This window comes from Parageobacillus thermantarcticus (assembly GCF_900111865.1).
Classification (GTDB): domain Bacteria; phylum Bacillota; class Bacilli; order Bacillales; family Anoxybacillaceae; genus Parageobacillus; species Parageobacillus thermantarcticus.
Map to the genome: position 1 here is coordinate 32,687 of NZ_FOJS01000014.1, position 14,547 is coordinate 47,233.

At 42.8% G+C, this 14,547-nt stretch carries 13 protein-coding genes; 2 read left to right on the forward strand and 11 right to left on the reverse strand.

The genetic code is table 11. The features are described 5' to 3' along the window. Positions 1-176: 176 nt before the first annotated feature. The 4 genes from BM278_RS08890 to hmpA form a co-directional block, all read right to left on the reverse strand. A complete protein-coding gene (locus BM278_RS08890; protein ID WP_064550480.1) occupies positions 177-551 on the reverse strand; it encodes a replication termination protein in 375 nt (124 codons plus the stop codon). A gap of 141 nt (positions 552-692) precedes the next feature. Continuing rightward, a complete protein-coding gene (gene purU / locus BM278_RS08895) occupies positions 693-1,595 on the reverse strand; it encodes a formyltetrahydrofolate deformylase (RefSeq protein ID WP_090949057.1) in 903 nt (300 codons plus the stop codon). A gap of 189 nt (positions 1,596-1,784) precedes the next feature. After that, positions 1,785-2,756: a peptide-methionine (S)-S-oxide reductase MsrA gene (gene msrA / locus BM278_RS08900; RefSeq protein WP_090949058.1), complete on the reverse strand. Its 972-nt coding sequence runs from the start codon at positions 2,754-2,756 to the stop codon at positions 1,785-1,787. 80 nt (positions 2,757-2,836) lie between these two features. Then, a complete protein-coding gene (gene hmpA, locus BM278_RS08905; RefSeq protein WP_090949060.1) occupies positions 2,837-4,069 on the reverse strand; it encodes an NO-inducible flavohemoprotein in 1,233 nt (410 codons plus the stop codon). Between the two features lie 169 nt (positions 4,070-4,238). On the opposite strand from hmpA, the gene BM278_RS08910 reads away from it, so the two are divergent. Continuing rightward, a complete protein-coding gene (locus BM278_RS08910) occupies positions 4,239-4,682 on the forward strand; it encodes an Rrf2 family transcriptional regulator (RefSeq protein WP_090949061.1) in 444 nt (147 codons plus the stop codon). A 155-nt stretch (positions 4,683-4,837) separates the two neighbouring features. Next, a complete protein-coding gene (speE, locus tag BM278_RS08915; RefSeq protein WP_090949063.1) occupies positions 4,838-5,710 on the forward strand; it encodes a polyamine aminopropyltransferase in 873 nt (290 codons plus the stop codon). 252 nt (positions 5,711-5,962) lie between these two features. Here speE and BM278_RS08920 read toward each other — a convergent pair whose 3' ends face one another. The 7 genes from BM278_RS08920 to treC all read right to left on the reverse strand — a co-directional run bounded on the left by BM278_RS08920 (position 5,963) and on the right by treC (position 14,479). After that, a complete protein-coding gene (locus BM278_RS08920) occupies positions 5,963-6,376 on the reverse strand; it encodes a DUF4871 domain-containing protein (protein ID WP_090949064.1) in 414 nt (137 codons plus the stop codon). Positions 6,377-6,388: 12 nt separating this feature from the next. After that, the gene (locus tag BM278_RS08925; RefSeq protein WP_090949065.1) at positions 6,389-7,558 is read right to left on the reverse strand and encodes an acyl-CoA dehydrogenase family protein; all 1,170 of its coding nucleotides are present in this window, start codon (positions 7,556-7,558) and stop codon (positions 6,389-6,391) included. A 72-nt stretch (positions 7,559-7,630) separates the two neighbouring features. Then, a complete protein-coding gene (locus tag BM278_RS08930; RefSeq protein WP_090949067.1) occupies positions 7,631-9,130 on the reverse strand; it encodes an aminotransferase class V-fold PLP-dependent enzyme in 1,500 nt (499 codons plus the stop codon). A 355-nt stretch (positions 9,131-9,485) separates the two neighbouring features. Next, positions 9,486-9,908: an acyl-CoA thioesterase gene (locus BM278_RS08935; protein ID WP_090949079.1), complete on the reverse strand. Its 423-nt coding sequence runs from the start codon at positions 9,906-9,908 to the stop codon at positions 9,486-9,488. A 469-nt stretch (positions 9,909-10,377) separates the two neighbouring features. Then, a complete protein-coding gene (locus BM278_RS08940) occupies positions 10,378-11,793 on the reverse strand; it encodes a Na+/H+ antiporter NhaC family protein (protein WP_167359607.1) in 1,416 nt (471 codons plus the stop codon). A 260-nt stretch (positions 11,794-12,053) separates the two neighbouring features. Then, on the reverse strand, positions 12,054-12,767 hold the full coding sequence (treR, locus tag BM278_RS08945) for a trehalose operon repressor (protein WP_090949081.1): 714 nt from the start codon (positions 12,765-12,767) through the stop codon (positions 12,054-12,056). Between the two features lie 23 nt (positions 12,768-12,790). Then, entirely contained in the window at positions 12,791-14,479 is a 1,689-nt protein-coding gene (gene treC, locus BM278_RS08950; RefSeq protein ID WP_090949105.1) for an alpha,alpha-phosphotrehalase, read from the reverse strand. Positions 14,480-14,547: the final 68 nt, after the last annotated feature.

The following is a 14,547-nucleotide window of genomic DNA, read 5'->3' on the forward strand; positions in this document are numbered from 1 at the left end:
GTTCAATTTTCTCTGGCAGTTTCACTTGTTGTCGTCCTTTCCTTTTTGCATTACGGTTACTATTCTACTAAATGTCTTGTTTTCGCGCAAAAAAGATTATATATTTACTATAAAAATATTATGTAAAATAAAATGCAAGAAAAACGGAGAGTCACCATCGTTTATATTGCTCTCCGTCAGCTGAAATTATCTTCGATTGCTTTGCGAATAAGCGCGGCACAGCGATCCAATTCCGCTTTTAATTGCCGTTTATACAATTTTGCTTTTTCATAACCGCCATCGGCAAACCGATAATAGACAACTTCTTGATATTTCATACCTTCTTTTTTTCGTTTTACTTGTTGCAAAATCCCATCTTCAATCAGGTCATGCAGCGCTTTATACACTTCTGAATGATTCGGGCGATAGCCGTACGGCTTAAATTCTTGACGCAGTAAGTCTAATATTTTTAACCCATATAAACGTTCTTGTTCGGTCAATGTGATTAAATATAATTTTAAAAACGCACGCTGTTTTAATAGAAAACCGCTTGGCGTCCGTTTTTCACCCATGCTTCTCCCTTCTTTCTTTCCTTTTTCTTTCATTATAACTAATTCCACTTGTTGCTTGGAAATCCTTCTAATTTTATTTATTTTGAACATAGATTTTAAGTTGCAAAAAGGAGGCGCGCTTGCCTCCTTTTTTGTTCACGTTTAATAAAAGACAATTGTTTTGTTTTTATGGATGATGACACGATCTTCTAAATGCCATTTTAGCGCGCGGGCAAGCACTGTTTTTTCAATAATCCGCCCCATTCGCTTTAAATCGTCAGGATGGTGGCGGTGATCGACGCGGGTGACATCTTGTTCGATAATCGGTCCTTCATCTAAATCGTCGGTAACGTAATGCGATGTCGCGCCGATCAGTTTCACGCCGCGTTCATATGCCCGTTCGTACGGTCTTGCCCCGACGAACGCCGGTAAAAATGAATGGTGGATATTAATGATTTTTCCCGGAAACTCGGCGACAAACGACGGTGATAAAATTTGCATGTAGCGGGCGAGCACAATCGTGTCCACATCGTATTTTTTGAGCAATTGAATTTGTTTTTGCTCGGCTTCCGCTTTTGTTTCTTTCGTAACTGGAATATAGAAATATGGAATGCCGACCGATTCCACTGTGCTTTTGAGATATTCATGATTGCTTACAACAAGCGCGATATCGGCGATTAACTCGCCTGCTTGCCATTGCCACAATAACTCGAGCAAACAATGTTCCGCTTTGGAGACAAAGATCGCAATTCGTTTGACATCGTTATGTAAGCGGAGGCGCCAATCCATATGAAACGACTCGGCGATCGGCCGAAAAGCGGATTCGATCTCTTGCTGTCGCGCCGCGATATTTGGGCAATCAAATTCGATTCTTAAGAAAAAAGTGCCCCCTTCAGGATCGGTGGAATATTGATTAGATTCCACAATATTTGCGCCTTGTTCATATAAAAACGATGTTACCGCCGCAACAATCCCCGGTTTGTCCGGGCATGAAATCAACAAACGCGCCCGGTTTTCATAGTTTTGCAGAAACGATTGCCAGCGATGTTCGCGAAATGTTTGCATAGACTGTTTCCTCCTGTATATTTATTTAACCTTCATCATATAAAGAAACGGTCGGAATGCCAACCGTTTTTTATAGTCAAGTACGAATGATTGTGTAAAAATTCTATTTACTAGTACAGTAAATTTGGGATTACGGAAACATAAAACCGCCTTCCGCTTTGTTTTTACACAATTTTTCCGATTTTATCTTTATTGATTTGCCTTATCGTCTTCCTCAAATAAGGATAAATATTCCCCGTATCCTTCTTTTTCTAAATCTTCTTTTGGAATAAAGCGCAACGCGGCGGAATTAATGCAATAACGAAGACCGGTTGGCTCCGGCCCGTCGTTAAAGACGTGGCCTAAATGGGAATCTGCTTTGCGGCTCCGCACTTCCGTCCGAATCATCCCGTGGCTTAAATCGAGCTCTGTTTTAATATTTTCTGGATGAAGCGGCTTTGTAAAGCTTGGCCAGCCGCAGCCGGAGTCATATTGGTCTTTTGTGCTAAAAAGCGGCTCGCCGGAGACAATGTCGACATAAATGCCTTCCCGCGTGTTGTTCCAATATGGGTTGTTAAACGGCGGTTCTGTCCCGTTTCGCTGCGTTACCTCAAATTGAAGCGGAGTCAATTTTTTTCGCAGCATCGCTTCCCGCTCGGGATCGCGCCAATGCTCTTTCAAAAACGCATCGCGCCCTGAACCGATCCGGTACAATTTATAGCGGAGCGGATTTTTCTTATGGTAATCTTGATGGTACTCCTCCGCTGGATAAAACGTGGATGCCGGCAAGATTTTCGTTACGATCGGTTTCGAGAAGCGGCCGCTTTCTTCAAGTTCCCGCTTCGATTTTTCGGCGAGAAGGCGTTGTTTTTCATTATGGTAAAAAATCGCCGTGCGATATTGCGGGCCGCGATCATGAAACTGTCCGCCGTCATCGGTCGGATCGATTTGCCGCCAGTAGATGTCAAGCAGCTTCTCATATGGAAATACGTCGGGGTCAAACGTAATTTGCACTGCTTCGTAATGCCCCGTCGTTTTCGAACATACTTCTTCATATGTCGGGTTTTCTTTATGGCCGCCAGTATACCCAGATATGACGCGGATAATTCCCGGCTGTTCTTCAAACGGCGAAACCATGCACCAAAAACAGCCGCCGGCGAATGTCGCCAATTCGTATCCCATTCGTTGCCTCCCTCCTTTTTATTAATCATAGCAAAACAAGGCACCTTCCTCCAAACGGAAAGGTGCCTCTAACACAATGATTACTTCGTTAAATCGCCAGCTGGTCCGAAAAATTCATAATGGATATTTTCGTCGGCGACGCCCCATTCTTTTAGAGCGCGATAGACAGTTTTCATAAACGGAATTGGTCCACAGATGTAAAAATCTGCCTCTTTGTTTGGAATTACCGTTTGCATCCACGGCAAATCAATAAATCCTTCTTTCCCGAAATAAGGGTGTTTACGGTCTTCCACAGAAGGTGACTGATAACAAACATGATACGAAAATGTCGGATGTTCCGCCAAGCGGCGCAACTCTTGATCGAATGCGTGGACGTTTCCGTTGATCGCTGCATGAATAAACGTTGCTTGGCGATTAGGCTGACGCGAAACAACTGTGCTTGCCATGCTGAAAAGCGGGGTAATGCCCACGCCGCCGCTGATGAACACAACCGGCGTTTCTTTTGACATATCGAGCGTGAAGACGCCAGCCGGAGCGCTTAGTTCAAGTACATCCCCTTCTTGAACATGGTCGTGTAAATAGTTGGATACAATTCCGGCCGGCTTTTCTGCTGTTTCTGCTTCTCTTTTTACGCTAATGCGGTAATATCCTTTTCCAGGTGCATCGGACAAGCTGTATTGACGAATGTGGGTATATTTTTCCCCTGGAATAGAAACTTTGACACTGACATATTGTCCTGGCAAATACTCGCTAATTTCCCCGCCGTCTTCTGGAATGAAATAAAACGATGTAATGACATCGCTTTCTTTTACTTTTTTCTGAACGATAAAGCGGCGAAAATCTTTCCATCCTCCACGTTTGGCTGCGGCTTCTTCATACAATTGTGCTTCCGCTTTAATAAATACATCCGCAATTACTTCATACGCTTCCGCCCATGCGTTGATGATTTCGTCTGTCGCTGCTTCTTTAAGCACATCTTTTATCGCAAGCAATAAATGTTTACCGACGATCGGATAATGCTCTGGTTTAACTCCCAAACTGCGATGCTTATGGGCGATTTGTTGGACGACAGGCAAAATCGTTTCTAGCTGATCGATGTATTTCGCTGCAGCGTAAACCGCGGCTGCAAGCGCTCTTTGTTGCCGTCCTTGTTTTTGGTTGGCATGGTTAAAAATGTTGAGAAGTTCTGGATGATTGGTGAACATTAATTGATAAAACCGTTTCGTAATTTGTTCACCGCGTTCTTCAAGCACTGGCACCGTCGATTTGACGATCTCGATTGTTTTTGGACTTAATGTTGTTGTTGTTTCCATTACTCTTATCCCCCACAAAACATGTATTTTAAATACATCTTTATTGAAGCATAGTGATATTTCAAAAGCAATATTTAAAATACATCTTTAACAAATTGTTCACAATTTTTTTCAAAAACATTTATATGATAAAATCGTATTGAAATCCGCTCTTAAAGGTGTGAAACAAATGCAGCTGACAAACTATACCGAATATGCTTTACGCGTTCTTCTCTTTTTAGGAGCGCTAGAGCCTGGTGAGAAAACAAGCATTAAAGAAATTTCCAAAGTATTTTCGATTTCGGAAAACCATTTAAGCAAAATCGTCTATGAACTTGGAAAATTAGGCTATATTGAAACGATAAGGGGACGGAACGGAGGTATTCGGCTCGCTAAACAGCCGGAAGAAATTCGCATTGGTGCTGTCGTCCGCAAAACGGAAGAAAACTTGTCGCTTGTGGAGTGTTTCGCCAGCCACGGCAATCATTGCGTTCTGACCCCTGTCTGCCAGTTAAAAAGCGTGTTGCATGAGGCGTTAGAAGCGTTTTTGCGCGTGTTGGATTCATATACGTTATCTGATTTGCTTGCAAATAAACAAAGCTTACAGGCGATTTTTCGCGAAGAAAGGCGGTAGCTTTTTTCCAAAAATAGCTGTTAAAGAAAAAACAGCAATCCGCTGTTGCGAGCGCGGGATTGGCTTGGTTCTGGTCGCAGGATTTGTCACATTTCGTAAAATATATTAATATTAGAAAGGTGTGAGAAAACAAGCAGGATTAAAAGGAGGTCGCAATGAAGCACGTACACGATTCATTACCACCTTATGTAAAAGTCGAAAACGGTGAGCTTTGGCTAACGGAAGATGACCGCGAAAATTTAAAAATCAGCTACCGTATTAAAGACATTATTTTCTCCGAACAATCCGACTTTCAACATGTCATGATTTTGGATTCTTACGATTTCGGGCGCATGCTTGTGCTTGACGGAGTCGTGCAAACGACATCCATCGACGGCCATATTTATAACGAAATGATTTCCCATGTACCGCTGCAATTCCACCCGTCGGCGAAAAAAGTGCTTATCATCGGCGGCGGAGATTGCGGTGCGGCTAGAGAAGTAGCAAAATATAAACACATTGAAGAAATTCATATGGTTGAAATCGATGAAAAAGTAGTGCTTTCCTGCAAAGCACATTTGCAAGAAGTATCGGGAAATTTATCTGATCCGCGAGTACAGTTTATTTATGATGACGGGGTCGCTTTCGTGAAAGAACACGAAAACGAGTATGATGTGATTATTATTGATTCGTCCGATCCTGTCGGTCCAGCAGAGGCGCTCTTTTCGCGCGACTTTTACGCCAATGTCCGCCGCGCTTTAAAAGATGACGGACTAATGGTTTGCCAAAGCCAATCTCCGATTTTCCATTTGGACATTTTACGTCAAACCTATACAAACATTCGCGAATTATTCCCGCATGTTCAAGTTTATACCGCCACTGTGCCTACATATCCAGGCGGATTATGGAGCTTTACCATCGGATCGACAAAACCACTTTCTCTTCCAGAAACTTCAACGATTCCGTCGGACACGAAATACGTTAACGAAGGAATATTAAAACAATGCTTCCAGCTTCCGCAGTTTTTGAAAAAGGCGCTTGAAAAGTAAAGGAAAAGCGGTCGTTTTGTTATCAAGACCTAAATTATAAAAAATCCTAAAAATAAAGGAGAACACATATTGTACATTGTACGTGACTAATATGTGTTCTCCTTTTCTTTATTATTAAACTCATAGCCACCCATGCATGCATCACTTCGCAATACCATAGATGATGGAAGTTAATTCGTTCTTCCATGATACATGATAGTTGAGTAAAAAATTCAACAACATTCTGTAGCATAACCTAAAACAAATGGGAGGTTACTGAACATCCACTATAATCTGCCCAAACAACTCTTTTCCTATATAAGCATTTAGAACCCACTTCCCCTTATCGGGCAACATCATGCTAGCAGGAATATCCGTATGACCGTTAACCGCTTTTGGTACACTACCATAAGGAGATACCCACGTATGACTCCCTCCATCGACTGTAAGTGCTTTACTCACTTTATTTGTGTCTTTTTGAACTGCGACCACTGTCAGTTCTCCAGATGGGATGTTATTGCCAAAGAAGTGCCACATATACTTGTTATTTACTCCTGCCTTCCAAGGAGTGGACAATATTCCTATCTTCCCTGGAATACCGCGGAGTTCCAGTCTTTCATAAGTGAAAACTTCACTTTCTTTCCAATCTATATGTTTTATTACAGACAGATTAAAGTTTGACTGCATAGTTTTGCTCTTTTACTTTGAATTTAAAGCGCGATCCGCCACGATCGAAACGGTAATGTCATCGGACGGCGGATTGTGCAATCCGGCGCGGACATCGCGATAATATCGCTGCAATGGATTCTCGGCAAATAAACTTTGCCCGCCGACGATGCGCATTGCTAAATCAACGACATCGACAGCGGCATTCGTTGCAATATATTTTACAGTTGCCAATTCTTCTTTCATTTCTGTCCGTTTCTCCGGATAGCGGTCCCACTGATCGGCGATCGAATACATAAAATGCCGGGCTGACATCAAATGTATATCCATTTGCGCAATTTTTCGCCGCACTTCCGGCACTTCGGCAATCGGATGGGAAAGGCTGTTTGGCTGATATGTTTTCGCGAACGCGATCGCCTCATTGCGCGCGGCAATGGCAATTCCTAAATAACACGCGGGAATATGTAAAAGCCAGCCTTGGGCATGACCTTTTGCTTTTGGCGAACTAAGCATTTCGACAAGCGCTTCTTCTTCTACTTCCACGTTTTCTAAAATAACGTCATCGCTTCGCGTCGCTCTCATGCCGAGCGTATCCCACGTTTTTTCAATTTTTAAACCAGCCGCTGTTTTTGGGATGAGAAAGTTTCCGACTTCTCCCGTTTCTTTAATGATTGCTGATACGATAAAGTAATCGAGCGCCGGAGCTAGCGAAGCGAACGTTTTTCGGCCGGAAATGACCCAGCGGCCGTTGCGGCGCTCCGCAGTGGTTTCCGGTTTTCCGCCGCGCGCTGGACTTCCTGTCGCTTTTTCGGAATGGGCGCTGTTTAATAAAACTTGTTTTTCCACCACTTCGCGGCAAATTCGTTCAAAAATGGGTAACGGCCATTTTTTCGTCTCTGCAAGGTTCAGCAAAATGCCCAAATGCCAGCCGAGCGATAGCGCCGTCGCACCGTCTCCTTGGGCGATCGTTTCTTGAATAAGCAAAAATTCATAAAGGGAAATTTCCTCTCCACCATAGGATTTAGGGACAGTGAGAGAAAGAAAGCGCGCTTCTTTTAAATCATTAAAATTCTCAAACGGAAATTCCGCGTGTTCATCGTACCATCTAGCGCGCTTATAAAATTGATCAGCAAGCCTCCGCGCCCGTTCGTACAAGTTTCGCTCCCGCTCTGTGCGAAGAAATAAATGATATAGTTCGTTCATATGTCTCCCCTTCTTTTTTCCATTATGGTTTTATTGTACACGTTGGGAAGCGGGGATGGAAACGATATGCTGCTAAAGAGTAAATAAGTGGCGAACGTCGCGATCATCGTTGCGATGATGAAATTCGTTTTTTTTATGGTCATATATATACTCTTGCTTCCACTTTTCTTCGTGACGCACAATATGGCGGATCGCCCGAATGATATGATATATATCTTCGTTTGTCATAATTGGATGAAGCGAAATACGAACCCATCCCGGTTTTGCTAGCAAGTTTCCTTGTTCTACTTGTGCCATCATTTTTTTCGATTGTTCTTTGTCAATTCCAAGCAAGTAATGGCCATACGGGCCAGCGCATGAACAGCCGCCGCGCGCTTGGATACCAAAGCGGTCGTTCAAAAGCTTTACGACTAAATTGTAGTGTATTCCTTCGATCATAAATGATATGATGCCAAGCCGGTCTTCCCGGTGACCTTCTAAAATATGAACGCGAGGTATTTGCTTTAATTCGGATAAAAAAAGCGTCGTTAATTCTTTTTCCCGCTTCAGCATGCGTTTAATCCCCATTTTTTCTTTTAATTGGATGGCAAGCGCTGCTTTAATCGTTTGTAAAACCGGCGGTGTTCCTCCGTCTTCCCGCGTCTCAATGTCGCTGATATATTTGTAATTTCCCCAAGGGTCTGTCCATATGACCGTCCCTCCTCCCGGATGATCAGGGATGCGGTTTTGATACAAATGCGCATCAAAAATAAGCACGCCTGCGCTTCCCGGGCCTCCTAAAAATTTATGCGGCGAAAAGTAAATACCGTCTAATTTTTTTAGCGGGTCATCAGGGTGCATGTCGATGGAAACATACGGAGCGGAGGCGGCAAAGTCGACGAAGCAAATTCCTTCGTGTTCGTGCATTATTTTCGCTAGTTGATGGTACGGCGTTTGAATGCCCGTTACATTCGAGCATGCGGTAAAAGCGCCGATTTTTAGCGGGCGATGTGCATATGCCTGCAATAATTCCTGCAAATGATCGACATCAACGTCACCGTTTGCGTCCGGACGAATTGTCACCACTTCTCCAATCGTTTCCGCCCACGATAATAAGTTGGAATGATGTTCCATGTGTGTGACGAAAATAACGGGGCGTTTTTCATCGGAAAGCTTAAGACGTGATTTCCACTGTTCCGGCACTCTTAAGCCGAGCAGCCGCTGCAGTTTATTTACCGCGCTCGTCATCCCTGCTCCTTCCATAATGATGACGTCATTTCGTCCTGCGTTGACATGACGTTTAATCAATTCTTTTGCGTATTGGTACGCCAATGTCGTTTTCGTGCTCGTTATGTTTGATTCGGTATGCGTATTGGCAATAAACGAGCCAAGTTCTTCGGTTATTTTTCGTTCAATCGGCGCATACAAACGGCCGCTTGCTGTCCAATCTGCATAAATCATTCGCTGTTGCCCAAATGGGCTGGAAAACGTCATATTTGCTCCAATTGTTGCCTCACGAAACGGTTGAAAATACGTTTCCAACTCTCCCCGGCATGTAAACGTCGCATCTCCGATGGTTGCTTTAATTTCCATTGCTGTCCCCTTTTCTTGTGTTTTTTACTCATACAGTATGTAGAAAGCGAAAAAGTGGTCAATACAAAAACGAGGAACTCATTAAGCGGCAATATATTGGGGAAGCGGAAGATCAAATTCTGATTATAAAATTCCACTTTCATCTTAGTGAACTTAGGCTTCAGAAAAACATTACTTTTTACACCATTTCTCGGACTCACCAAGGTAATTTGGAAGGTATAAAAAATAGCTACCTTGATTTTTGGTAGCTGCTTTTTGTTACATTTCGACTGAGATGTTTTTATTTGTGTAAATCATATCGTTATTCATTTGAAGCGGTGCTATTACAGAGAGTTTACGTTCTTTGCAATTCGTTCTATTTCACTTGCTCTGAATCGGAAAGAACATAGCGTTGCAATCGCTCTCGCAGATCGTCGGGAAGGCGTTCGCTTTGTTGTTTCTCAAAATTAAAATAGACAACGGCCGCCTCGCCAAGGGCGATGAGCGTGCCCGTTTTCGCATCTAAAACTCGATGAACGAGTTGAAAACTTTTATTGCCGATTTTTGAAACATTTGTTTCGATTTTTAATGTTTGTCCGAAATACGCTTGATTAACGAAATCGCATTTGGCGGAAGCAAGTATAAACCGCCATTCTTTTACGTCACTGTTATAACCCAATTCTTCAAATAACCGGATGCGCGCTTCCTCGAGATATATAAAATAGCTGATATTGCTGACGTGTCCAAGCGCATCTGTTTCACAAAAACGAATATTGACGGTTGTTGTATGAGTTGCCATCAGACTCTCCCTCCTTATTTAACTAACCAGTCAGTATGTTAATTTTATCATAGCTTGTCTTTTTGTTTAATTCAACTGTTTTTTTGTGTTTTGTTTGATTATTTAGCACATAGTTTTGTTTATTAAAATAGTGCAGTTATTAACGAACAGTAAAATAATAACGGTTAAAGCCAAATTGTTATGTAAAATTCTATTACCAGCACAGTAAACTTAGATTGCGGGGATCAAGTCCGGGAATTTGTGGAAAAAGAAGCGGCAAAAAGCAGCTTGATTTTTCCAAAACGTTAATTCGCTGGACCAAGAAATGAAAATCTACACAATAATCAGGACTTGATCATTACGGGAAAATAAAATCGCTTTTTACCGTTTTGTTTTTATACAATTTTGCGGACTTGATCGCAATAACCAAAAATACCTTACAACGAAAAATAAAACGTAACGACATCGACAAGTATGTACACTGATGTCGTTACGCAAAAAAGATCGGCGCGATGAAATAAGCGACCGTCGATAATATTGCGCACAATAATGAAATACGCAATTTGTATTTCGCATAACTCATTAAGTCTAAATCCATCATCGACGCGGTTGTAATCGTTGTGTCGCCTAGCGGAGAAGCGAAAGCGCCGAACGTTCCGCTCGCAAATACCGCCCCGATCGTTATTGGCAGCGGCGCTTCCGTCGCCGCCGCTAACGTTACGCCAAGCGGCATAAAAATCCCCCACGTTCCCCATGATGTACCGATAAAATAAGAAATGAACGAACCGACGACAAATACGGTAGCAGGAACGACCTCTTTTGGAAGCCACGTTCCAAGCGTTGACGAAACATACGTGGAAAACCCTAATTCATCTGCGGCAAGAGACACCGCCCAAACGAGAAGAAGCATCCCGATCGGTGCCATCAACTGATTACCGCCGTCAAAAAAATGATAAATCAGCTCATGCAACGGCTGCCGCCTGATGAGATAAAACACCGTCGTTGCGATGATTGTAACAAACAATGCCATTAACATCGCCATCGTCGCATCGGCTTTCGAAAACGCATCGATCATGGTAACGGCTCCATTTTTCGTCCCGCTGTACCAAAAGAAAAAAAACGTCAGCACAAGCACAAGAAAAAGCGGAAAAAACAAATGAAGCGGTTCCCCTGTCACTAGCGCTAACTCTTTGCGCAGCCCCAATTGATGAAACGGATTCGTTTTTTCATTTTCTCTTTTTCTTTCCTTCCTTCCAATCCGCACGTTCGTCACTGTCGTCATCAATCCGACAAAAAGCGCGATGACTGCAAAAAAGTTGTACGGTAAGCTCGCTAAAAAAAGTTCGTAAGCCGATGTGTTGATTCCGTTTTGTTTGAGTGCTCCCGCTACCACCGACTCCATAAACCCGACAAATGCCGTTGCGGCGGGAAGAAGGACGATAATCGGTTCCGTTGATACATCGATCATATACGCTACTCTCCGTCGATCAACGCGAAATTTTCCAAGGATCGATTTCATCACAGGGCCAAGTAACATAATGCGAAACATCGGCATAAAAAAAGTAAACGGGACAGTAAGCCATATAAACAACAATAGCCTTCGCTTCGAATGAAGCCGTCCGTCGATCCATTGCACAAATCCTTTCACTCCGCCAGCGATTTGAATCATGCCAATTAATGAACCAAATAAATATAAAAATGCAACTACTTTCAAATGTTCTACATCATTCATCGTTTTTAACAGCGTGTCTACCGCACGCTCAATCGTAGCAAGCACGCTTCCTTTTTCTAAACAAAACGCGCCAACGACCAATCCGACGACAAGTCCAGGAACAATTTCTTTCAGCCAAATTGCAAGCGGAATGACTACAAGAAACGGTAATAAAGACAACCATGTTCCTTCCAACCAATTCACCCCTTTGTTGTTACAAGGATAGCCATAATTATGAGAATTTATGATTGTTTTTTCTGTTGATTATTTAGCACATAGTTTTATTAGATTTAATTGAGGTGAAAAAATGGTCAATTATAATTATCGTTTAAAATTCCTTTTTCAGTTGAACTTGGGCTATCGAAAAATAAAATTGCTTTTGGTAATTTTCTTCTACACAATTTTGGGAACTTAACGAAAAAGAAACGAACACTTGCATGAGGACAAGTGTTCGTTCACTTTCGTCTCGCAAAATCGACAAAACGGAATTTATCGAGGCGGTGGCGCGACTCCGTATACTGGAATAGCGTCGCATCATCCAAATAAACGAAATTTTTTACGACAACGACATGATCATAACCGTTTAAATCCAAATAGTTTCGATCGTCGTCATTGACTTTTTCAACGGACATTTCCTTTTTCGCAAAGCTGATTTTTAGTTTTAGCTGTTTCTCCAAATACTCATAAATCGAATCTTCACATATTTCCCGCGTCAATGTCGGAACATATTTTTTAAGAAAAAAATCTTTGTCTAAAATGATCCGTTCCCCTTCAATTTCACGGGAACGAATCACTTTCCATATTTCGTCTTTGCTTGTCGCGTGCAAATGTCGCTTTAAATACGAATCCGGCTTAATGACTTCCAGTTCGTTGACGATCGTTTTTACAGGCTGTTTCATATTTTGCGCCAATTCTTTAAAACTAACCAACCCGGAAACCGGAAAATCATATCTGCCAACATCCAAAACAATCGAGCCTTTTCCTTTCATTTTTTGAATATAGCCATGTTCGGAAAGCAAATTCAACGCTTTGCGAATCGTTTCTCTCGATGTGTGATACCGTTCGGCAAGTTCGTTTTCCGACGGCAGTTTGTCATACGGCTCCCAATGCCCTTGGCGAATTTTTTCGGCAAGATCGTGATAAATAGTTAAATATTTATTTTCATACATACGCTTCACCGACATGTATTGTATCACGATCTCGTCAAGTAATAAACAATCGATTCGTACGGGCGCAGCGTTATTTTCCGAAAATCGCTCGGCGAGTCATCGTAGTTAGAAAGCAATATTTCGCTCGCATAGCCGCTTACGTCGACGTCATCCGGCAATACGAACGTCGTTTCCTTCCCGTAAAAATTGTTCACGACAAGCAGCTTTTCGTTCTCCCCGTTTCGCAAATAAGCGAAAATATCCGGGTGATCTTCAAGCAATAGCTGATAATCTCCTGTCGTGATAATGTCATATTGTTTACGCAATTGAATGAGCCGCTGATAATGATAGAAAACCGATGTTGGATCTTCCAGCGCTTTTTTCACGTTAATTTGCCGATAATTCGGCGCAACGCGAATCCAAGGAGTGCCTTTCGTAAATCCAGCATTCTCGCTGTCGTTCCATTGCATCGGCGTCCGCGAATTATCGCGCGATTTCCGTTTTAAAATTTCGAGCACTTCTTGCTCGCTTTTTCCTTGTTCTCGCAAAATGCGATACATATTGAGCGATTCCACGTCGCGGTAATCGTCAATCCGCTCGAATTTCGGATCAGTCATGCCGATTTCTTCACCTTGATAAATATACGGCGTCCCTTGCATCATATGAATAACGGTCGCGAGCATTTTCGCCGATTCTTTATGATATTTTCCATCATCGCCGTAGCGCGACACGATCCGCGGCTGGTCATGGTTGCACCAAAACAGCGCGTTCCAACCGCCGCCTTTGTGCATTTCCACTTGCCATTTTGATAAAATTCGCTTCAAGGCAAGAAAATCGAAATCAGCGACCGCCCATTTTTCCCCGTTCGGGTAATCAACCTTTAAATGATGGAAATTAAACACCATATTTAACTCATGGCGTTCTGGATTTGTATATTTAATGCAATGGTCAATCGTTGTCGATGACATTTCCCCGACCGTCATAATATCGTATTTCGAAAATACTTCCCGGTTCATCTCATGCAAAAATTCATGGATGCGCGGTCCGTCCGTGTAAAACTTACGGCCGTCGCCCGGTGGCACCGAACCGTCATCATCAAGAAAACGTTGATCTTTGGACAATAAGTTGACGACATCTAAACGGAAGCCGTCCACTCCTTTTTGAAACCAAAAATGCATCATGTCATAAATGCGGCGGCGCAACTCTTCGTTTTCCCAGTTTAAATCCGCTTGCGTCACGTCAAATAAATGCAAATAATATTGCCCTGTTTTCTCATCGTACTCCCACGCCGAGCCGCCAAACTTCGACTGCCAGTTCGTCGGAGCGCTTCCGTCCGGCTTCGGATCCCGCCAAATGTAAAAATGACGATACGGATTGTCTTTCGACGTCCGTGCCTGCTTAAACCATTCATGTTCTGTAGACGTATGGTTGACGACCATATCCATGATCAATTTCATGCCGCGCCGATGCACTTCTTCGAGCAAGCGATCAAAATCTTCCATCGTCCCATACTCATCGTGAATTTGAAAATAGTCGCTAATATCATAGCCATTGTCACGTTGCGGAGACTTATAAATTGGCGTCAGCCAGATGACGTCCACGCCGAGCTGTTTCAAATAATCGAGCTTTTCGATAATTCCCGCTAAATCGCCGATTCCATCGCCGTTTGTGTCATTGAAGCTTTTTGGATAAATTTGATATACGACCGCTTTTTTCCACCATGGCTGCTGCATTACATCATCACCTCGTTCGATTGCATTATGGATAAAAACGATACCATTGGCGGGTTCTCGCCAATGGC

What these genes read in the sequence shown, in the direction of transcription:
- purU (WP_090949057.1), bottom strand. Translation starts at nt 1,595, where the DNA reads ATGCAAACATTTCGCGAACATCGCTGGCAATCGTTTCTGCAAAACTAT.
- BM278_RS08935 (WP_090949079.1), bottom strand. Translation starts at nt 9,908, where the DNA reads ATGGCAACTCATACAACAACCGTCAATATTCGTTTTTGTGAAACAGAT.
- BM278_RS08910 (WP_090949061.1), top strand. Translation starts at nt 4,239, where the DNA reads ATGCAGCTGACAAACTATACCGAATATGCTTTACGCGTTCTTCTCTTT.
- treR (WP_090949081.1), bottom strand. Translation starts at nt 12,767, where the DNA reads ATGTATGAAAATAAATATTTAACTATTTATCACGATCTTGCCGAAAAA.
- hmpA (WP_090949060.1), bottom strand. Translation starts at nt 4,069, where the DNA reads ATGGAAACAACAACAACATTAAGTCCAAAAACAATCGAGATCGTCAAA.
- speE (WP_090949063.1), top strand. Translation starts at nt 4,838, where the DNA reads ATGAAGCACGTACACGATTCATTACCACCTTATGTAAAAGTCGAAAAC.
- BM278_RS08925 (WP_090949065.1), bottom strand. Translation starts at nt 7,558, where the DNA reads ATGAACGAACTATATCATTTATTTCTTCGCACAGAGCGGGAGCGAAAC.
- BM278_RS08890 (WP_064550480.1), bottom strand. Translation starts at nt 551, where the DNA reads ATGGGTGAAAAACGGACGCCAAGCGGTTTTCTATTAAAACAGCGTGCG.
- BM278_RS08930 (WP_090949067.1), bottom strand. Translation starts at nt 9,130, where the DNA reads ATGGAAATTAAAGCAACCATCGGAGATGCGACGTTTACATGCCGGGGA.
- msrA (WP_090949058.1), bottom strand. Translation starts at nt 2,756, where the DNA reads ATGGGATACGAATTGGCGACATTCGCCGGCGGCTGTTTTTGGTGCATG.
- BM278_RS08920 (WP_090949064.1), bottom strand. Translation starts at nt 6,376, where the DNA reads ATGCAGTCAAACTTTAATCTGTCTGTAATAAAACATATAGATTGGAAA.
- treC (WP_090949105.1), bottom strand. Translation starts at nt 14,479, where the DNA reads ATGCAGCAGCCATGGTGGAAAAAAGCGGTCGTATATCAAATTTATCCA.